Source organism: Nitrospira japonica, from assembly GCF_900169565.1.
GTDB classification, from domain to species: Bacteria; Nitrospirota; Nitrospiria; order Nitrospirales; family Nitrospiraceae; genus Nitrospira_C; species Nitrospira_C japonica_A.
This window is the reverse complement of the sequence record NZ_LT828648.1, coordinates 569,469-586,527: the sequence shown is the minus strand read 5'-3', so window position 1 is coordinate 586,527 and position 17,059 is coordinate 569,469. Positions and strand designations below refer to the sequence as shown.

General features: G+C 56.4%; 25 protein-coding genes and 2 tRNA genes. 17 read left to right on the top strand and 10 right to left on the bottom strand.

Annotated elements, in window-relative coordinates:
* Positions 1-16 precede the first annotated feature (16 nt).
* The gene (locus NSJP_RS02830; RefSeq protein ID WP_080885421.1) at positions 17-778 is read left to right on the top strand and encodes a bestrophin-like domain; all 762 of its coding nucleotides are present in this window, start codon (positions 17-19) and stop codon (positions 776-778) included.
* Positions 779-877: 99 nt separating this feature from the next.
* On the opposite strand, the gene NSJP_RS02825 is transcribed toward NSJP_RS02830, so the two are convergent.
* The 4 genes from NSJP_RS02825 to NSJP_RS02805 all read right to left on the bottom strand — a co-directional run bounded on the left by NSJP_RS02825 (position 878) and on the right by NSJP_RS02805 (position 3,709).
* A complete protein-coding gene (locus tag NSJP_RS02825; protein WP_080885420.1) occupies positions 878-1,195 on the bottom strand; it encodes a hypothetical protein in 318 nt (105 codons plus the stop codon).
* Between the two features lie 5 nt (positions 1,196-1,200).
* Positions 1,201-1,434, bottom strand: coding sequence for a CV_2116 domain-containing protein (locus tag NSJP_RS02820; protein ID WP_080885419.1), 234 nt, complete (start codon positions 1,432-1,434; stop codon positions 1,201-1,203).
* Between the two features lie 505 nt (positions 1,435-1,939).
* A complete protein-coding gene (locus tag NSJP_RS02810) occupies positions 1,940-2,578 on the bottom strand; it encodes a hypothetical protein (RefSeq protein WP_155969817.1) in 639 nt (212 codons plus the stop codon).
* Positions 2,579-3,094: 516 nt separating this feature from the next.
* The gene (locus tag NSJP_RS02805) at positions 3,095-3,709 is read right to left on the bottom strand and encodes a hypothetical protein (protein WP_080885416.1); all 615 of its coding nucleotides are present in this window, start codon (positions 3,707-3,709) and stop codon (positions 3,095-3,097) included.
* Positions 3,710-4,091: 382 nt separating this feature from the next.
* On the opposite strand from NSJP_RS02805, the gene NSJP_RS02800 reads away from it, so the two are divergent.
* A complete protein-coding gene (locus tag NSJP_RS02800; protein WP_197685470.1) occupies positions 4,092-4,661 on the top strand; it encodes a lipid-binding SYLF domain-containing protein in 570 nt (189 codons plus the stop codon).
* A gap of 171 nt (positions 4,662-4,832) precedes the next feature.
* On the opposite strand, the gene NSJP_RS02795 is transcribed toward NSJP_RS02800, so the two are convergent.
* Both NSJP_RS02795 and NSJP_RS02790 read right to left on the bottom strand, forming a co-directional pair.
* On the bottom strand, positions 4,833-5,063 hold the full coding sequence (locus tag NSJP_RS02795) for a hypothetical protein (protein WP_155969815.1): 231 nt from the start codon (positions 5,061-5,063) through the stop codon (positions 4,833-4,835).
* 76 nt (positions 5,064-5,139) lie between these two features.
* The gene (locus NSJP_RS02790) at positions 5,140-5,328 is read right to left on the bottom strand and encodes a hypothetical protein (RefSeq protein ID WP_080885414.1); all 189 of its coding nucleotides are present in this window, start codon (positions 5,326-5,328) and stop codon (positions 5,140-5,142) included.
* A gap of 178 nt (positions 5,329-5,506) precedes the next feature.
* Between NSJP_RS02790 and NSJP_RS19110 the strand changes: the two genes are divergently transcribed.
* The 15 genes from NSJP_RS19110 (at position 5,507) to NSJP_RS02715 (ending at position 15,222) form a co-directional block, all read left to right on the top strand.
* The gene (locus NSJP_RS19110; protein WP_155969813.1) at positions 5,507-5,647 is read left to right on the top strand and encodes a hypothetical protein; all 141 of its coding nucleotides are present in this window, start codon (positions 5,507-5,509) and stop codon (positions 5,645-5,647) included.
* Positions 5,648-5,673: 26 nt separating this feature from the next.
* Positions 5,674-6,066 carry a hypothetical protein gene (locus NSJP_RS02785; RefSeq protein WP_080885413.1) on the top strand — a complete coding sequence of 131 codons (393 nt, stop codon included), beginning with the start codon at positions 5,674-5,676 and terminating at the stop codon, positions 6,064-6,066.
* Complete coding sequence (locus NSJP_RS02780) at positions 6,063-6,248, top strand: hypothetical protein (RefSeq protein WP_080885412.1); 186 nt, start codon at positions 6,063-6,065, stop codon at positions 6,246-6,248. Before NSJP_RS02785 ends, NSJP_RS02780 begins: the two co-directional genes overlap by 4 nt.
* A 12-nt stretch (positions 6,249-6,260) precedes the next feature.
* A complete protein-coding gene (locus NSJP_RS02775) occupies positions 6,261-7,406 on the top strand; it encodes a tyrosine-type recombinase/integrase (protein WP_080885411.1) in 1,146 nt (381 codons plus the stop codon).
* A gap of 86 nt (positions 7,407-7,492) precedes the next feature.
* Positions 7,493-8,323, top strand: a complete 831-nt coding sequence (locus NSJP_RS02770) for a hypothetical protein (RefSeq protein WP_080885410.1) — start codon at positions 7,493-7,495, stop codon at positions 8,321-8,323.
* A gap of 201 nt (positions 8,324-8,524) precedes the next feature.
* Positions 8,525-9,175: a hypothetical protein gene (locus NSJP_RS02765; protein ID WP_155969811.1), complete on the top strand. Its 651-nt coding sequence runs from the start codon at positions 8,525-8,527 to the stop codon at positions 9,173-9,175.
* A 66-nt stretch (positions 9,176-9,241) separates the two neighbouring features.
* Complete coding sequence (locus NSJP_RS19995) at positions 9,242-9,466, top strand: helix-turn-helix transcriptional regulator (RefSeq protein WP_080885408.1); 225 nt, start codon at positions 9,242-9,244, stop codon at positions 9,464-9,466.
* 278 nt (positions 9,467-9,744) lie between these two features.
* A complete protein-coding gene (locus NSJP_RS02750; protein WP_080885406.1) occupies positions 9,745-10,686 on the top strand; it encodes a hypothetical protein in 942 nt (313 codons plus the stop codon).
* The gene (gene dnaB / locus NSJP_RS02745) at positions 10,679-12,010 is read left to right on the top strand and encodes a replicative DNA helicase (protein WP_080885405.1); all 1,332 of its coding nucleotides are present in this window, start codon (positions 10,679-10,681) and stop codon (positions 12,008-12,010) included. Before NSJP_RS02750 ends, dnaB begins: the two co-directional genes overlap by 8 nt.
* Complete coding sequence (locus NSJP_RS02740) at positions 12,007-12,774, top strand: phosphoadenosine phosphosulfate reductase domain-containing protein (RefSeq protein ID WP_080885404.1); 768 nt, start codon at positions 12,007-12,009, stop codon at positions 12,772-12,774. Before dnaB ends, NSJP_RS02740 begins: the two co-directional genes overlap by 4 nt.
* Positions 12,771-13,040 (top strand): hypothetical protein, encoded by a 270-nt coding sequence (locus NSJP_RS02735; RefSeq protein ID WP_080885403.1) that lies wholly within the window; start codon positions 12,771-12,773, stop codon positions 13,038-13,040. The genes NSJP_RS02740 and NSJP_RS02735 overlap by 4 nt, the downstream gene beginning before the upstream one ends.
* A 12-nt stretch (positions 13,041-13,052) precedes the next feature.
* Positions 13,053-13,556: a hypothetical protein gene (locus NSJP_RS02730; RefSeq protein ID WP_080885402.1), complete on the top strand. Its 504-nt coding sequence runs from the start codon at positions 13,053-13,055 to the stop codon at positions 13,554-13,556.
* Positions 13,540-13,770 carry a helix-turn-helix domain-containing protein gene (locus NSJP_RS02725; RefSeq protein WP_080885401.1) on the top strand — a complete coding sequence of 77 codons (231 nt, stop codon included), beginning with the start codon at positions 13,540-13,542 and terminating at the stop codon, positions 13,768-13,770. The genes NSJP_RS02730 and NSJP_RS02725 overlap by 17 nt, the downstream gene beginning before the upstream one ends.
* Positions 13,713-14,015, top strand: a complete 303-nt coding sequence (locus NSJP_RS19450) for a helix-turn-helix domain-containing protein (protein WP_080885400.1) — start codon at positions 13,713-13,715, stop codon at positions 14,013-14,015. The genes NSJP_RS02725 and NSJP_RS19450 overlap by 58 nt, the downstream gene beginning before the upstream one ends.
* 4 nt (positions 14,016-14,019) lie before the next feature.
* Positions 14,020-15,222, top strand: coding sequence for a tyrosine-type recombinase/integrase (locus NSJP_RS02715; protein ID WP_080885399.1), 1,203 nt, complete (start codon positions 14,020-14,022; stop codon positions 15,220-15,222).
* A 14-nt stretch (positions 15,223-15,236) separates the two neighbouring features.
* On the opposite strand, the gene NSJP_RS02710 is transcribed toward NSJP_RS02715, so the two are convergent.
* From NSJP_RS02710 to NSJP_RS02695, 4 genes are all read right to left on the bottom strand, one after another.
* A tRNA-Lys gene (locus NSJP_RS02710) sits at positions 15,237-15,312 on the bottom strand.
* 114 nt (positions 15,313-15,426) lie between these two features.
* Positions 15,427-15,503: transfer RNA gene (locus tag NSJP_RS02705), tRNA-Arg, on the bottom strand.
* A gap of 49 nt (positions 15,504-15,552) precedes the next feature.
* On the bottom strand, positions 15,553-16,230 hold the full coding sequence (locus NSJP_RS02700; RefSeq protein WP_080885398.1) for a YkgJ family cysteine cluster protein: 678 nt from the start codon (positions 16,228-16,230) through the stop codon (positions 15,553-15,555).
* A 47-nt stretch (positions 16,231-16,277) separates the two neighbouring features.
* Entirely contained in the window at positions 16,278-16,841 is a 564-nt protein-coding gene (locus tag NSJP_RS02695) for a hypothetical protein (protein ID WP_080885397.1), read from the bottom strand.
* Between the last annotated feature and the right edge of the window lie 218 nt (positions 16,842-17,059).

The following is a 17,059-nucleotide window of genomic DNA, read 5'->3' as shown; positions in this document are numbered from 1 at the left end:
TTTGTAGCGTGCACACATGAGTTCATTAGCTATCGCGTTGATTGTGTTTCTGTGCGTCTTTGTCAGCGGCCTGTTGGGGTTAGTGATTCGAATGTGCTTACCGAGCCATCACCTCCGTGAAGAGTCGATGGGTATCGTGAAACATGGGACCGGTCTCATCGCCACGCTGGCCGCCCTCGTGCTCGGCCTGATGATTGCGTCAGCCAAAGCCTCGTTCGACACGATCAAGAGCGAAGTTGGGCAGATGGCCGTGCGGGTGGTGCAGCTCGACCGGGTGCTGGCGCACTACGGACCCGAGACGAAAGAGACCCGTGAATTGCTTCAACGCGTCATCGCCTCTGCCATCGAGGTCATCTTTTCGGACGAAGGGACCGGACAAGCCAGGATGGATACGCCTGAACGGCTGGCTCGGATCGAGGACATTCAGGCCAAGCTGCGAGACCTCGCTCCACGCACGGACGCCCAGCGCGTGCTCCAGGCTCGCGCCACGGAGCTGGTCAAGGAGCTTCTCCACATGCGCTGGCTGCTCATCGTGGAAGCAGAAAGCGCCATCCCCACGCTCTTCCTCGTGGTGCTGGTGTTCTGGCTCGCCTTCATCTTTGCGGGCTTTGGTCTGCTGAGTGCGAATAACACCACGGTGGTGGCGATCATGATCGTCTGTGCGCTGTCGGTCTCAGGGGCGATTTTTCTGATCGGGGAGATGGATCGTCCGCTCGACGGGTTAATCAAGGTGTCCAGTGCGCCGTTACGCAATGCCCTTGCCCATCTTGGACAGTAAGTGCCACGGGGATGATTTGCCCGGGTATTGATGCGTGTGTCGCTTCGCGCATGAGGGTCACGACTAAGATGGCTAGACGATGTCGCTCCGTCCCGATGTTCACAGTCCCCCGAGGACGGCGCCGCACTGAGGACAGAGCCATTCCTCCGAGTCCTTCCACTCGGGCAGAGCATTCAGAGTCAAGGTCTCCATGTGTGCACAGGGGATCTCGTGCACGGCTAGCGGCCGGAGAAAGGTACCGTGACATTCCCTAAGACGCCGGTTGCCGACTTCGGGGTGTCCCACATACTGCGCCACATACTTCAGCCTGCCAATGGTTCTGACTTTGACGGGAACCGGCGTGCTTGTCGGGAGCGGGCGGTAGAGATACCACCCATCGGCTTGCTTGGGCTCCTCGATGCCGTCGTCCCAGATCATGATTGTCAATCGACCGAGAGTCCGGGCACCTTTCCGTCAATAATGTCTTGGCCGTAAGTGCTGCCGTTGAGATCGGCATCCTCTTCCGTCGCATAGTGCGTCTCCGCCGTGAAGCATTTCACCGTGGTCACGCCGTGTGCTTCCCAGAAGATATCGAGACTAATTTTCCACTGGCCAGACTTCAGGTGCTGCTGCGGGAAGGACTTGATGGTATAGCCCTCATAGACCACGGATTTCATCGAGTGCCCCCACTGCGACACGCTCGCCCTATCGGATCAGGGCGCATTTCACCAAGGTACACAACGGGAAGAAACTAGGCGGAACCCCAGGAGGGAATCACTGGAAGCAACTGCTATACGGATTGAATGGACTTTTCCGAGAGCACATTCGATTTTGATCATCTGGTCATGGGCGAGCTGAGTGTGGATCAGCATATCGCAGTGGCAGTGCTCTGCTTCAGATACTGTCTTCAAACCGATCCGGAGACACTCGAAGACGCGAAGGATCTTCGACGACGGGTGCTCATGGCCTGTTCAGTGACCTCAGCCGATTGCGATACGATTATTTCACGCGCGACGAAAATTGCCATTGCGAAAGAGTCGCATTGAAAACACCGCGACCCTCTCACACGCTATTTGATTAGCAATGTGAGCGAATATTCTATTTAGCAGGCTAACGTCCAGTTAAGAGCATGCCCATATACCAGGTGCGGAGGGCAAGTGAGAGGAGGACGCAGTTGAGGCATTAACGTGGCTCTGTATTGTCGGTGTTTTTATGTTTTTCAGGCTGTGGGAATTGGATCAACTGATCGATTAAGCCGTTCAGTGGCCCGTAGGACGATGTGGTCTGGCCGCTTGTGAAGTCTGCGAGCATGCTGCCCATGGTCACTCGTGCATCATCCTCGAAATAGATCGGGTCCTGGCCAACGGCTTCACTCTCCAGGCTTGCCTCAGCGGTTGAGGCCCAGAGCAGCTCTCCCGTCTGCATATCCCATAATTGCAGTGAGAGTCGCATGATACTCGAACGAATACGGGATACCTTCAAGGCAATCGGGGGCATCTCCCATCGATCCTTCATAATCTGCATGAACTCAATCAGTTTGGGTTGAAAGACATAGCGTGTGCCGATTGCCGTCCCCAACTTCTTGAGCGTTCCGCCGTCCAAAAGATGACTCTGTAGCGCCTCGTTTCTCATCCGTGCGTACTCGTTGGCGAGATCGTTCCTATTAATGAGGCTAGCCACTTCCTGCTGGGTGATGACCTTCAAGCTTGGTGCAACGGTTTTGAGAACTTGCGCCAGGATGGTATCTAAGCCCGTCTCACTGCCAAGCAGTCGAGGCGGGGCCAGAGCGCCGAATATCGCAACAGATCCCTGTGTGAACACCGCCCGATTGAATGTTGGAGAAGGGGGACTGGAATTTGTACGGACATGCCATCCATACCCGGAGCTGGAGCATCCAGCCGTAAGCATCACAATCAGGATGAGAGCTATACGCAAGAGAGCCAAGCCCGCCGGGTCCCCTATGAAGCGATTCTGCGTCAGAGTCATTTCGCGTAACGGCCCGCCATTATGTTTACCTATGCTGCAGCCATGTAAGAGAACAGAACGCTATGGTGATCCTCGCCTTTTCAGGCGCTTCTTACACCCGAACAGGGATCTGCTTCTCGGCCACCACCTGTCGGATGAATCCGTGCTGACGATGACAGAGCTACGCAGGATGGACCGTGAGGAGCGATCAGACAAAGACGGAACAAACAAAGAGCCCACTTCCTCTCGAAAGTGGGCCCTACCTGATAGAGGTCGTAACCCTCTTCGTTCCGCTTCGCGGCGCCCCGCAAGGCATACTCGCAATGGGAATGCTCCTGACAAGCGTCAGTGTCGCCGCGCGACTCCCCTCGGCTACGGAGCGACGTACGCGCCATACTTCGGCACGGTGTCGCAGGGCGCTTCCGTCTTCTTGGCCGCTTGGCACAGATTCAGCAGCGCCCCTTGCGCCTTCAGGCGCGCCTCCTTGTGCATGCTTCCCTTGCCGAAATCCACCGCCATCTCCAAGAGGTGAACGGCTCGGGCATTGCCGCCGGATTTCGCCTCGGTCAATGCACGCTGCAACTTCTCTGTCGCGCTGGCGATGACCGACACATCCGCCCCCCAACGCTTATCGAGGTCGACGGTCGTCCGTCTCCCAACACCCGGGGCATCCGTCAATTCTACGATGGCATCGTTGGTAAGCGTGATCGCATCGACCTGTGGCGCGCCCTTGTTCTTCCTGGCTCGTGCGACTCCGGCCGCGGCATCAGCTTTCCCCTCCGATAGCTCCGTCTGGCACAAGGATGAGAACTTATTGATGTTGGCTTCAAAACACTGCTGGATGCGCAGGTTACCAGGCTCAATATGCCCGCAATGTGTCTCCACCTCATCGACGCACTGCGGCGCGACGGCCTGAGCATGGGCCGGCGTGACCGTCGGAACGAAAGACAGCAGAACTATCGCGAGAAGCATCATCGTCACTTGCATGCTCAGCCTCCTTCTTGCTGTGCCTATGTGGCTCTGTTTCGTTCTCATCGAAGAACACGTGATGAGTCCAGATGCGCTCGGCCAAGTTGAAACACCGAGGTGAAGCTTGAGAAGTGCGAACACACCAGTCTGAACGGAAGATGACCACTTCTGCATTGAGAAGCTAGCCATGCGCGGAACCTATAAGCCCATCCCATTCTAATGTCAATCTGTCTAACCATCGCACGAAAATGCGCATATTCTGTGCTAGACCTGTTCGGCCCTGTCAGTTCTGACAGTTTCGATGGTCAGGAAAATCACATAGAGTTCCCCGCCTAGCGTTAGTACTACTTTACCGAGCCAGCCTGGCGAAGCCTGGCTCACAAAGAAAGGAGTGATGATTATGAGGGGATCAATTTCTCGGGACCTGCAGCTCGTGGCTATGGTGGCAGGCTCCGCGCTGTTATTGAACGCATGGCTCGCTGGCCCGGCGTCGGCGGCTTCGGCAAAAGAAATCGACGCTGGGGCGGACGAAGCCATCGTGAAATTCGAACAGGAGGTCAAAGGCGGCAAAGCCTTCATCGAGAGCAGTAAAGGCATGCTGGTGTTCCCCAAGGTCATCAAAGGTGGCGCGGGGTTTGGCGGAGAGTATGGAGAAGGCGCATTCCGAGTCAAAGGCAAGACGGTCGATTACTACAGCATGTTGCAGGGTTCGTTTGGACTGCAGTTGGGAGGAGAGGTTAAGACTGTCTATCTCGTGTTTCTTGATGAAGCTGCGATGAAGAAATTCCATGATGGCGAGGGGTGGAAGGCCGGAGTGGACGGCTCCGTCTCACTCGTGACCCTCGGCGCGGGGGGAACGATCGATACCAACAATATGAAGGATCCGATCGTCGCCTTTGTGTTAGGTCAAAAAGGCCTCATGTACAACCTGTCGCTCGAAGGGACGAAGTTCACGAAGCAGAAGAAATAACGCTCAACACTTGGCCAGCATGAGGGGGAATAGGGGGATTCTAGATAGAAGAACTCCCTTCTGTTCTCCCTCGGGCTTGGTGATAGGCCGCTTCCTCTTCGGTCGAAGCCACTTCCTCTCCAATCACTGAATCCGAGCTTCTGAGGATCGGTTTACCTTCGACCGACTCTTTCAGTGCACTTTGTTCAACCGTCGTTCCATCTCTTCCGTCATACCATCAAGTCTGGCGTCGAGTTGAAGGTGAAGGGCATCAAGTTCCTCGTCTGTGATGCGGCCTTCCGCATGGAGAGCGTTCACAAAGTCCGCGTATGGCTCGAAGGCCTCCATCATGGAAGGACTCAAGATACCGAACGTTTTCCCAGCAGTTGGGCTAAGGTCGATCTGAATGTCTTCTCTCGGCATGGCTACCTCTCCCATCTGATTGACGAATGGTGGGAGACTGCAGAGTCTCCCCCAGACTAAAGGAACCTGTTACCGCTTACTTGAGCCTCGGCAGCAACCCCTTACGCTCCAACTCCTGAATCTTTTCGTGCACCAGCTCCAGGACGAGATCCTTAACAGTCTTCTGCTCGGCAGCGGCCGCCATTTTGAGGCGGAAAAGCGTTTCCCGTGGAATATCGCGAACGTTTAGATGAGCAGGCTTATCGGGGTTTGTCTTGGGGGCCATATGTCAGACAATGTCCTTCATTGTAGGGCATGGTGTGACACCACACCTCACCTGTTTACCGCGTTTAACACTGTTTTCACAACTCCTCATTCTCTTGCAAACAGCACTTGCTATCACTTGCTAGAGTATGTTACATTAGACGTTAGCACGCTCTATCGCAGTGCTTACGGAGGTTACCATGAAGATGGACCGCATCGTGATTCAAATCCCAGCAAAACTTAAAGCCAAGCTAGACGCCGAACGTCGGCAAGGCACCACCGCATCGGGGCTTATCAGGTTTCTACTGGAAAATCATTTCAGTGGAAAGCGGGCAGCGTAGTTCACAACCAACCAGGAGGGGGCACCATGGGAAATGTAGCTGTTGTCAGGAAAAACTATGGCGAAGCTGAGCTGAAATTGCAGGGGCGTATCGTCTACGCCTGGCCTAATGGAATCATCGAGGACGGCCGCGATGGGAGCACGGGCGTCGCAGAGCTGGCTCGTGAAGCGAACCTCGCCAGTGACATTCTGCAACAAGTGGTCAGTCAGCTGGGCCTGCTGCTGACGGCCGCGAAAGGAAGCGAACCTATTCCTGCGGATCAGGTGCGGGTGTGTCTTGAGGAGGTGCTCTCAGAACTTGAAGAGTCTTCCACGATCCACGTCCTCATTCAGGGTGCCTGCGAGGCCTTCAATAATGCTGAACCATTGCCGCAGGTCGCGGCTAGGAGGAAGGCAAGAGCCAACGGGGTCGCCGCATGAACTTTCGCCAATTTCGCAGTCCCAGTAACGACCACGGGCGGATGGTCAAGATCAACGGCCGCATGGTGGGCGGGAGAGGGTTTCGGCTGCAATCGAAGATCGGAAGAGGCGCCGTCGAGTTGGGCCGCTTGGAACGCTTGCTTATTGAGGCCCGACGACCAAAGCCCACGGCGGGTCTGTGAAGGAGGAACACTATGCACGCGCACCTACTGGATGAACCAATGGAGGCCACGCTTCCCGCGCTGAATACGATACAGGAGGCATACGAAACCGCCTGTCTGGCCGGCCATCGCTTTCCCGAGCCGGATGACGCTGAGCTCTGGCGGCGGTGCAAGGCGACGTGGTGCTTTCGAGAATGGATCGAACTCTACCGGCGCTACCACATGGTGAATTTCGCCGAGGCTACCCGCCTTGTCATTGACTGTCGGCTCAACAAACACTTCGGTCCGCTGGTGCCGCTCAAACCTGAGCTGATCACCCGCAATGTCTTGCTGCATTTCTCAACAGAACTCGCCAAACATTCCCCCACGGTCGCTCGCATGTCGCTCAAACTCATCACGGCGATCTTTTACAAAGCGATCGATTGGGGCGTCTGGTCCGGCCAGAATCCCGCGTCCCGCATTCCCAAGCCCCCGAGGCAATTTCGGACTCGTTTTGTCCAGCCCGGTGAGGAGCTCCGCCGTCTGCTGGTCGTCCTGAATCAGGAACCGGACGATATACGGGCCTTCTTCCTGACGGTCCTGCTGACCGGCTGTCGCAAAGGAGAACTGCAACGCATGCAGTGGAAGGACCTGGATCTGGTCAACGGGCTCTGGCATAAGCCGGCCGGCACGGTGAAGAATCGCAAGCCCCAAACGACGCCACTCCCGAGGACCCTGATTCCGTTTCTCGATCGATTGCCCCGTCTCAACACGTGGGTATTTGAAGCGCCCCATAACTTGGGTCGCTGGAAGGAAATGTATGTCTTTAATACCTGGAAGCGCATCCGGACCCGCGCCCATCTACCAGACTGCACGATCCACGATTTGAGAAGAACATTTGCAAGCTACTTGGCGATGGGTGGGACGAGCTCATCGGTCATTGCCAAGGCCTTAGGACATAGCGATTTACAACACGTGCACATCTATGCACGACTCGATGTGAATAGCGTCCGGTCGGCCGTCGATGCCCAAGCCGACACGATTATGAATCTCCACAACATGACCCCACCACCCACGGCAGGCCCACGACCCACGAGGCCACGCACCCGGCGGGAACCTCAGCCGTCAGCCGAGCCCGTAGAGATGCCACCAGCGCCGCCGCAGACACAGCGGGATCCCGCTACCGATTGGCCCGGATGATCAATGGCTGCTTTCCAAATACATGCAATAAGGAAACGCGGGATGCACTCGGGTAATATCGCCCTCTCTCAACAAGGGGGTGAAGAATGGCAGAATTTGGGGATTTCATTTTCTCAGTTTTCGACCATTGGCTTCAGCTCTTGGGTGGATGTGTCCTAATGGTCTTAGTTGCGTTGTTTGAAAAATACGTCCTTCAGCGGGAAGTATCGATCAAGGTTTACACAGCACTACTATGCCTCTTGGTATTTTGGGCCTGCTTTTTGGCTTGGAAAGATCAATACGAACTAAATAAGCAAGCTCCAGATTATAGGGCAGAAATAACAACCATGCAGAAACACATCGGACAAAAGGATAGTGAGATTCGCGATCTCAAAGATTTCAAGACAACTGCAACGACAGAACTAACGATATTGAGACATGAAAAGGATACGTTAATCCACGATCTGGAGGGTAAGTCCAATGAAGTGCAGATTCTCCAGAACAAACTGCGTTTGGCTGAGACCTCGTCTTTGCCTTTAGTGGATCTTGCTACCCCGCCAATTCTCCAGGGAGAGAAAAATGGAAGTCTTATTCTTTTCCCTCTGGTTAATGCAGGCGCTGCACAGATAACGGTTGTATCAACAGAGACAACGGTCTATCTGGGCAAGGATGAATTCTTTGAGAAGAACACTAACCAGTTTATCTTACATCCAAATCTGCGGCACCATCCGTTTGAACTCCCTGTGGATATTCCAAAGATAACGCCGCAGGAAATAGAAACAGGGAAAACGCCTCTTCAGGTCATCGTTAAGTTAACAATGAAGGGAGCATTCAACGAGGAACATATTGGCTGTTTGTCGTGGGAGTGGGGAGAACATGAAAAAAAGCGGCGCCAGGGGCGACCAAAGGAATGTGCAAAAAGTTACCATGGGAAATGATTATGTTTTCTTCCTCACCATTTTGGGCTTTTCTGTTCTGTGTATGCCTTTGGACGTATAAGGGGGCAAGGTCTGCTCTATCGGATGGCGCAAAACTAGCTAAGTATCTTTGGCGGCAACGGCCAGGATTGATCACCTGACCGGCCAGCGTTCCTGACGCTGGTGCCGCCTTCCCACTATCAGGGCCCTGCAGGAGGGGAAATGCCGAAACGCAAGAAGCCGAGCATACCGCCAAGTGAAGTTACGGACCATCCCCCCTCTTCGCTCATGAATCCCATTTCTTATACCGATCCACCAGAATGCAAAATTAGTTTTCAGACGCGACGCCATATTTCGCGAAGCAAATCCCTTGCAACCTCCGCTCCACGCTTAGTCTTAGATGATCTCGAACATCTTGTACAGGCAGTGCAGGGCACCTCGCGGCAGCAATGGTTCAATCGCTTCGGGACGAAGTTGTGCGATGGGACACCCCTTGACCGAATTAAGTTTTGCTTCCAAGCATTGGCCTTTGGCGCTCTTCCCGATGCCGAAACCCTAGAATACGTGGTTGCGTCTTTTTCGAAATATGTAAATTCCGACGGAACTTTGTCTCTTGATGAGGCCTTTGGTTTGAAATCCAAGCCGAAGGCCGGCAATCCTGTGAGGCAAGCGATTCGAAAAAATGCCATCAATGGCCTGCTATTCTCCATGATGTGCGCCCGTTACCAGAATCCGAGGCTCAGCCTTGAGAAAGCTGCGGAAGGAGCCATTAAAGTTCACGGGTCTCCAAATAATAAGGACATTACGGATACTCTTGTGCGGGAATACGTCCGCCGACGATATGATAAGGCCATGAAGCTTCACGAAAAATAAATCAATTATTCTTCCTGTGCGTAACATGTCGCTCGTGGCAAGGTGTGATCCAGGAGGCACCACGACATGTCACCACAGCACACCGCCCAACCGCTTCCCGAAGTTTTCGCACACTTCGATCGATTGCCGAATAGCGCCCACGTACGCCAGCCCATCGTTGAACTTCTCTTTGCGTGCTCAAGCTCAACCATTTGGCGTCGTGTGCGGGACGGACATATTCCACGTCCGCACAAGCTCTCCGCTCGAGTGACCGCCTGGAGAGTCGGAGACCTACGACAGATTTTGAAGTGAAGTAACTAACAACCGCCGGGAGTGCGACCTCCGCGGCGGTTCAATACAGGAAGGAAACGGCATGCGAACTATATCTGAACCTCGATCCCAGCACAAGCCAGCGCTCCTCTCGGATCGCTTCACCGCCATGCTGCCCAAGTTAATTGAGTTCCTCGAGCAGGAATATCGGAACATGCCCCGGCCGCCTGCTAGCCCCTCGCATCCACATCGGAGCCTTCTGGCGGCCGCACATCATTCACTAGCTGCGCTGTCCGAACTCCAGGAGGCGACAAAGTAAGATGGCTTCCCGCTATCGCAAGATTGACCCCCGAATCTGGACTGACGAAAAGTTTCGCCGTCTGACCGCTGAGGAGCAACGCATTGCGCTCTATATCCTGACGGCCCAGTCCAATCGGATCGGTCTATTCTCGTTCTCTCCGGGGAAGGCCAGCGAGGACCTTGAAACGTTACCCCCAACGTTCCTGGAACGTTTCGGGAACGTTTGTCGAACCTTGAATTGGGAGTGGGATGCTGATGCCCGCGTGCTCTTCCTGCCCACCTGGTGGCGATACAACCAACCCGAGAATGCCAACAACGTGATCGGGAATCTCAAGGACCTCGACGATTTACCAGAAACGCCGCTCCTGAAGCGGTTTTCCGCTAATACGGCCTATCTTCCAGAAGGGCTCATTGGAACGTTTACCCAAACGTTGGCGAAACGTTACCCCCAACGTTACCCCAAACGTTCGCCATCTCAGGAGCAGGAGCAGGAGCAGGAGCAGAAACAGGAGCCGCCTCCGGCGGAGCATCAGGCGTTCGGAGAGTTTTGGAATCTCTACCCCACAAGAAACGGAAAGAAGCTGGGTCGAACCGATGCCCTTAAAAAGTTCTGCCGACTGACGCCTACAGACCAGACCCTACTCCTGACGGCCGTAAAGAACTATGCGAGCAGTGGTGATGTGGTCCAAGGCGTTGGCATTGCGGATCCCCACCGCTGGATACAAAAGGGCACAGGGAAGACGCAGGTGGAGCCGTGGCGAGACTGGATCGAGCCGGCCCCCTCTGCCATCGCGAATGGCCATAGCCACCTCGGGGTCTGTACCAAACGCATTCACCATCCTGGGAGTCAAGTGCTCCGCGCGTGTGGCGAGCCGGCAAGTCCTGTGAGCCGACCTGACGAGCCCCGCTGCCAGGCCCATCTCAGCTCCGTGATCGACGCGCACGAGGTGATGCATGCATAGCACCGACGAGCAGCTTCGGATGCAGCCGCACGACCTTGAGGCGGAACAAGCCGTGCTAGGCGCCATCTTAATCGAGCCGACGGCCCTGAGCACCGCACAGGAAAGCTTGCGCACTCAAGACTTCTACGATAGCCGGCATCAGCGCATCTTTCAGGCCATGCTGGACCTCGCCGCAGCCGGTACGGCGCTGGACTTGCTGAGTCTTGGCAATCACCTCGATCGGGCCGGCCATATGACGGCCATCGGCGGACGCGGGGGCCTCGCCGAATTGCTGACCACCGTGGCCTCCGCCTCGAATATTGCGCATCACTGCCGCATCGTTGCCGACCACGCGATCCGACGACGACTGATCTCGTTCACCGATTCGCTCAGCCGGCAGGCTTATGACAAACAGGCGATTGACGGCCTGCTCCAGACGGTAGAACGGGGCGTCCGTCAGATTATGACCGGGCGAGAGGAGGCCGAGTGGTGCGCGCTCCAGCAAGTGGCATTTGACACCGCCAACTATGTCGATCGCATGCACAAGGGGCACGAGGCCGTGATCGGGATCCCCACCGGCTTCGCCGACCTCGATACCCTACTCGGCGGGTGGCATCGGTCCGACTCGGTCGTCATTGCGGCCAGACCGAGCATGGGAAAAACCGCGTTCGTGCTGGGCTCCGCGTTAGCGGCGGCTCGAGCGGGGTTCAAAGTCGGATTCTTCTCCCTGGAGATGTCGCGGTTGCAAATCGGCCTCCGCTTGCACGGGATGGGCGCCCCGCTCGATCTCCACGCGCTCAAGACCGGTACCCTGACCCCACAAGGCTGGTGGCACTTCGCCGAGACCACGCAACACCTGGCCGGACTCCCGATGTGGATCAATGACGCCTCAGACCTGAGCATCGAACGCGTCGTCAGTCAGGCCCGACACTTACAGGCCTCTCAGGGCCTCGACCTGCTCATTGTGGACTATCTACAGCTCCTGCAGATCCCGGACGCTGCGCTCTACCAACGAGGCATCGCGGAAGCCTCTCGCCGCCTCAAGATGCTGGCCAAGGAGCTGAACGTGCCGGTCCTCGTCCTGTCACAACTTTCCCGCGCCTGTGAATCGCGGCCCGATCGCCGGCCGATCCTGGCGGACTTGCGCGATTCCGGCGCCATCGAACAAGACGCCGATATCGTCATTTTCCTCTATCGCCATGAAGTCTATGTCCCCGACACGGACGAGAAGGGCCTGGCGGAAGTTTTGGTTCGGAAACACCGGAACGGCCCGATTGGAGATCGGAAGGTGCGATTCATCGCCCGATACGCGGAGTTCAAAGACCTCCCCGAGGGCACCGCATGAAGCCCCTTCACGAATCCGTCAACCAGATCCCGGAATCCGCCGTCATTGGCCTGGCCTTCTCCGGCGGGAAAGACAGCATGGCCTGTCTGCATCTCCTTCGCGACCGGCTCAGCTTTGCCATTTTTGTGGATACCGGCTTCACCCTGCCGGAGACCCTCGAGTGCGTCACCTACGCGCGCGCCCTCGTTCCCATGCATGTCGTGCGGACCGACCGGAAGGGGCAGAACGCCCGTGAAGGCATTCCCGCCGATGTCGTCCCGATCGATTACACCTCCTTCGGCCAGCAATTCACTGGCAGGAAGCCTGTCACGATTCAGAGTTATCGCCAGTGCCATTTTGAGAACGTCAACAAGCCGCTCTGGGACAAAGCCATCTCACTGAGCGTCACGCATCTCGTCAGCGGATCCCGCGCGGACGAACACAAGAACGCCATGACACAGGCGGTTATGCCGTTCGAGGAGATGACCCAACTCTGCCCCATTCACGATTGGAGTGAGCAGGACGTGCTCGACTACCTCGAGACGGTCATGGAAGTCCCGGCCCACTACTACGCCGTGCCCCAGAGTTCTTCCCTCGACTGCTTCGACTGTACGGCCTTTGTCCAAGAAACGACGGAATTCATCCCCTGGTTGCGTGAGCACTACCCAGAGCGATACGCGCAGTACGCCATCCGCAATAACGCCCTCTATTCGGCTATTCAAGACGCCTTAGGACTCCCAGTTCCTGAGCCCCCGGCCGCTCCCATTGTGGAGAGCCTCGCATGACTAAGCACTGGTTTGAGTTTCCAGAACCTGAGAAGCCTGGGCTTCCCAGCGTGTGGAACGGCCGAATAATCCGGCTGATGTACCTCGTCAGCCCGCTGCAACAGGGTGACGTGCAATGGCTTGAAATTGAGTGGGACATCGGACGGTGTACCTGGGCGTACGTGAAAAAGAATGAGGATATCTGGCGGCTCCACGTGGCTCGCATCCAAGCCAAAGTGGACGGCGGGATTAAAGAGCGCATCGAAGCGTACCCAGTCTGGTGCTGAGAAGGAGCACGCATGGCATCTGAGATCGTGACACACCCCAACCCTGAGAACGCCCCCGTGAAGCCGGGTCGGATTCCAGCTGATGACCTGGCCGCGATTGCCGCCCGGTATCGTGCCGGCGAATCGCTCAAGTTGATCGGACAGAGTTACGGCGTCACCGATGAAGCGGTCCGCCAACGGCTGGAGAAGTGGGCCTTAGCGGGACATGGGGATACGGAGTTCGGGCAGATGGTGACGGATTACCTCGTCGAGAACGCGATTCAGGCGAAAGATCGGATGGTGAACGCCTCCGATGTGCTTGGCCTCGCGCGCGGGAGAGAGGAAGTCCGCTATTGGCTCTGGATGCTCGAACGGCGCCGACCGAAGCTCTACGGCCCCAAGCAACACATTGAGCAAGATACGGCGGTGACGATCACGATCAACCGCACACCCCCACCGGTCGTCAATGCACCAATCACCGTGACCGGATCGTTGGTCGATCACTCAGGAAACGAGACGGATGGCTCTGACAGCTGAGACAACGCCCATCACACGGCGGCTGCTCTCCATTCAGGATGTCGCGGTGTATACCGGGCTGTCCGTCCATACCTTATATGCGATGGTCAGCAAACGGCGCATTCCTCATATCAAATTGGGGCGTCTCACCAAGTTCGATCGAGTGGAAATAGACAAATGGATCGCGTCGAAGTCCGTCAAAGTGCATCGACCCTTCCAGGTTCTAGCCTCTTGATTATCGGTAGCTATACAGCTACCATTCTGTTTATGCAGACACAGTTGAAATCTTGGCGAGAGAAGCGGGGCTTGAGCGTACGGAGCCTGGCGGAGCGGTCAGGTGTGCACTATGTCTCCATCGTGAAGCTGGAGAACGGCAGGCTGGACCCGCAACTCTCGACGGTCATCAAGCTGTGTCAGGCGTTACGGATCACTCTTAACCAATTAGTCGGCCCGCTACAGCGGCCGCAGAAGGGGAGGTAGTCCAATGGGACTGACCAAACGGAAGGATAGTTATTATGTTGAATTTCCAGTCCTCGTTGACGGGAAGACGCTTAGGCTCGCGCCAAACTTGTCGGTAGGTAAGCTCAAGCGGTGGAAGGTTGGATGCAAGAACAAGGAGGAGGCGCGGAAACAGGAAGCCATCATCAAGACGAAGTTGCTGCAGGGGATGAGCACGGAAGTCCCAACTGTGCCCATCACCGTCAGGGACTATTGTCAGCGGTGGTTGAAAAGTTCAAAGGTGAATTTAGCCGCCAGAACCCATTCCAGTTACAGTCAGATCGTGAGACTGTACATTGAGCCCGCTTTAGGAGGACAAGCTGTCGCTGCACTTGGCTGGGCCAATGTGAGGGCCATGCTGAATGTTAAGCAGCAGGCAGGATGCTCGGCTGATACGACACGCATTATTCGGGCTGTTCTCTCGTCAATGCTGACCGATGCGGCGGAGGAAGGGGTCATCGCCGTGAACCCGCTACTTGGTCAAAGGCGAAAGCGTCGCGCAGGGCAAACAATAGCTCCTGACGTGGATCCGCTGACCTGGCAGCAGAAAGAAGCATTTGAAACGAAACTTGATGAGTTGGAGGAAAGCCAATCGCTGTCCCGTTCCTATACCATGCTATTCCGCACGTACCTTAAGACAGGTCTCCGCCCCAGTGAGGGACGAGCATTACAGCCTGGCGATATCGATTTCGTGGGGCGCCGGGTACGAGTGGAGCGGTCGGCAACGCTGGAGGGGCAGATCAAGAGTACCAAAACCGGTGAATCACGATGGGTGGATTTGTCGGATGGGATACTGGCCGAGCTGGAGTCTTACCTCACGCACCTACGGGCTGAGGACATTGCTCGGGGGAAGGCATCGGATTGGCTCTTCCCGTCTCTTTCAGGAGGCCTTCTGGATGAGAGCCATGTCGTGAGAGCGTTTCACCGGGTGCTAGACGCTGCAGGCTTGCCGAGATTCCGAGTGTACGATCTCCGACATACCTTCGCGTCCTTACTCCTATCGTCGAATGTCCCATTGCTCTATGTCAGCCACCAATTGGGACATACTAAGCCGACGATCACGCTGAAGTATTACGCGAGATGGATTCCGAGCGGAGAGGTGCATCGGGTGAACGTGTTGGATGCCGCTAACACTGTAATAACACCAGCCACCGCTTCTCGCGAAGCGGCGACGAGTTTACCCACCTAAGCTGTTGATTGATTTGGTGGGCCGTGTAGGGGTCGAACCTACGGCCCGCTGATTAAGAGTCAGCTGCTCTACCAACTGAGCTAACGGCCCCACCGGATTCGATATTCAATTGTCGCCGAACTGTGTCCGGGCGTTCGCCCGCCGCCGCCGATGCCCGCTGTCGCCACGAGTGGCGTCAGAACTTCGAAGCGGTCGAGCGAGGGATGGTGCGCCTGACAGGATTTGAACCTGTGGCCCTCAGCTCCGGAGGCTGATGCTCTATCCAGCTGAGCTACAGGCGCTCCCGCAAGACACAAGAAACCCACCATAGCATAGCGGTTTGAAGGGTGTCTAGGTGCGGGAGCGGCCGGCAATCGTGTGGAGGCTCGGCAGAAATCCGTAAGGCAGGAGCACTTCTTCTCCCGGCGTCGGCGATGAGAGCCGGATCTGGTGCAGGGCCACGGCCTCTTGTGCGGCGAGCGTTTCTTCCTCTTCCCGAAGGGATGCAGGGAGGCGGCGAATCGGGACAAAGGTCTGAACGGCGCAGGCGCCGAACGTCCCAGTTGGTTCTACGACGGGAATCCCCATGGACCGGCAGGTCAGCGGCCGATGATCATAGACACGACAGAGGCCTTCGGCACTCAAGGCAGGGCAGGGAGCATCCTCTAGAAGCGTGACCAACCGATCGGTTTCGGCGTCGGCGAATTGATCGACGAAGGGCGCCTGTTTCAACGAGGGGGCAGCCTGCTCGAGCACGGCTGTTTGTTCGGCGGCGTTCCGCTGAATCTCTTCGCGGTCATGCGGTTCGAGCCGCGCGAGTCCTTCATGGAGCGCCTGGACGTCGAGCACTGTGATGGGGAACGGACCAATACAACAATGGGAACAGCCGGCCCGACATGGGACCGCTCCGAGCAGGGCGGCTTCAGCCCGCTGAAACCAGCCGTCGGTCTGGCGCTGGAGTCGCGTTGAATGCGTGGCCCGTAGAGGATCGTTCGGAATCGTCTGTCCACGCATGGATTTCGGCGACATGCGGTAGCCTGGTGGCACGGCGTTCGGGACCGACGCGAGGCGAGGAACTATTCTTCTTCGGACATGGGGGCGAGATCGACGATCAGTTCGCCCTTGGGGGAAAAGAATCCCTGGTCGTCGACTTCGACGATTCCGTTGCAGTTTTCCTGATAGAACTCAAGAATCCAGCCGTTGAAATCGTATCCTTCGTCCGTGATGTCCGCCTGATCCATCCGCGTGGTCAGCACGAAACGGGATCGCCTGAGGGTCTCCGCCACCAGCGAGGCTTCCAAGTTGTCGTGAGCGGTCAGCACTTCCAGAAATTGATCGCGGTCCTGTTCGAAGGCCTCTTTGTAGGTGCCACGGTCTCTGAAACAGAAGACGTGAATCGGTTTTCTGGCCTTATCGTATCCTAGGGACACTTGGACCCAGGCCCATTCGTCCAGCGCGGCTTCGTCTACTTCCGGCGGCGTGATGGGAAGTTGTCCCCGCGATTTCAAGAATTCGAGCAGAAGCCGCAGGGGAGGCGAATTTTCTTTCTGACAAAATACCCGTGAATAGAGGAATTTTTCAGTCGAGGCGGCCTGTGCCGGTTGCGCCGAGGCCGGAAGAATGGGAAGCTCTTTACCCATCGGAATTCCTCAATAATGTGTCGGGGATCGCGGCCGTTTCTCTGTGCCGTATGCCGTACTCTACGACGCTTGGTCTCGAAACTGCAAGAGGGAGCTGGCGGTGTTTCCCTACGTCTGGAGCGTGTTTTTCCGTTGACAGCCAACGGACGCTTGGATAGACTCCCGCAGGTTTTCGCCGCTTGAACGTGTCACGACGATTCGTCTGCCACACTTTTTTC

What these genes read in the sequence shown, in the direction of transcription:
- NSJP_RS02730 (WP_080885402.1), top strand. Translation starts at nt 13,053, where the DNA reads ATGGCATCTGAGATCGTGACACACCCCAACCCTGAGAACGCCCCCGTG.
- dnaB (WP_080885405.1), top strand. Translation starts at nt 10,679, where the DNA reads ATGCATAGCACCGACGAGCAGCTTCGGATGCAGCCGCACGACCTTGAG.
- NSJP_RS02805 (WP_080885416.1), bottom strand. Translation starts at nt 3,709, where the DNA reads ATGCAAGTGACGATGATGCTTCTCGCGATAGTTCTGCTGTCTTTCGTT.
- NSJP_RS02790 (WP_080885414.1), bottom strand. Translation starts at nt 5,328, where the DNA reads ATGGCCCCCAAGACAAACCCCGATAAGCCTGCTCATCTAAACGTTCGC.
- NSJP_RS19110 (WP_155969813.1), top strand. Translation starts at nt 5,507, where the DNA reads ATGAAGATGGACCGCATCGTGATTCAAATCCCAGCAAAACTTAAAGCC.
- NSJP_RS02700 (WP_080885398.1), bottom strand. Translation starts at nt 16,230, where the DNA reads ATGTCGCCGAAATCCATGCGTGGACAGACGATTCCGAACGATCCTCTA.
- NSJP_RS02820 (WP_080885419.1), bottom strand. Translation starts at nt 1,434, where the DNA reads ATGAAATCCGTGGTCTATGAGGGCTATACCATCAAGTCCTTCCCGCAG.
- NSJP_RS02775 (WP_080885411.1), top strand. Translation starts at nt 6,261, where the DNA reads ATGCACGCGCACCTACTGGATGAACCAATGGAGGCCACGCTTCCCGCG.
- NSJP_RS02715 (WP_080885399.1), top strand. Translation starts at nt 14,020, where the DNA reads ATGGGACTGACCAAACGGAAGGATAGTTATTATGTTGAATTTCCAGTC.
- NSJP_RS02830 (WP_080885421.1), top strand. Translation starts at nt 17, where the DNA reads ATGAGTTCATTAGCTATCGCGTTGATTGTGTTTCTGTGCGTCTTTGTC.
- NSJP_RS02780 (WP_080885412.1), top strand. Translation starts at nt 6,063, where the DNA reads ATGAACTTTCGCCAATTTCGCAGTCCCAGTAACGACCACGGGCGGATG.
- NSJP_RS02695 (WP_080885397.1), bottom strand. Translation starts at nt 16,841, where the DNA reads ATGGGTAAAGAGCTTCCCATTCTTCCGGCCTCGGCGCAACCGGCACAG.
- NSJP_RS02735 (WP_080885403.1), top strand. Translation starts at nt 12,771, where the DNA reads ATGACTAAGCACTGGTTTGAGTTTCCAGAACCTGAGAAGCCTGGGCTT.
- NSJP_RS02740 (WP_080885404.1), top strand. Translation starts at nt 12,007, where the DNA reads ATGAAGCCCCTTCACGAATCCGTCAACCAGATCCCGGAATCCGCCGTC.
- NSJP_RS02770 (WP_080885410.1), top strand. Translation starts at nt 7,493, where the DNA reads ATGGCAGAATTTGGGGATTTCATTTTCTCAGTTTTCGACCATTGGCTT.
- NSJP_RS02725 (WP_080885401.1), top strand. Translation starts at nt 13,540, where the DNA reads ATGGCTCTGACAGCTGAGACAACGCCCATCACACGGCGGCTGCTCTCC.
- NSJP_RS02800 (WP_197685470.1), top strand. Translation starts at nt 4,092, where the DNA reads ATGAGGGGATCAATTTCTCGGGACCTGCAGCTCGTGGCTATGGTGGCA.
- NSJP_RS19450 (WP_080885400.1), top strand. Translation starts at nt 13,713, where the DNA reads ATGGATCGCGTCGAAGTCCGTCAAAGTGCATCGACCCTTCCAGGTTCT.
- NSJP_RS02785 (WP_080885413.1), top strand. Translation starts at nt 5,674, where the DNA reads ATGGGAAATGTAGCTGTTGTCAGGAAAAACTATGGCGAAGCTGAGCTG.
- NSJP_RS02795 (WP_155969815.1), bottom strand. Translation starts at nt 5,063, where the DNA reads ATGCCGAGAGAAGACATTCAGATCGACCTTAGCCCAACTGCTGGGAAA.
- NSJP_RS02750 (WP_080885406.1), top strand. Translation starts at nt 9,745, where the DNA reads ATGGCTTCCCGCTATCGCAAGATTGACCCCCGAATCTGGACTGACGAA.
- NSJP_RS02765 (WP_155969811.1), top strand. Translation starts at nt 8,525, where the DNA reads ATGCCGAAACGCAAGAAGCCGAGCATACCGCCAAGTGAAGTTACGGAC.
- NSJP_RS02825 (WP_080885420.1), bottom strand. Translation starts at nt 1,195, where the DNA reads ATGATCTGGGACGACGGCATCGAGGAGCCCAAGCAAGCCGATGGGTGG.
- NSJP_RS19995 (WP_080885408.1), top strand. Translation starts at nt 9,242, where the DNA reads ATGTCACCACAGCACACCGCCCAACCGCTTCCCGAAGTTTTCGCACAC.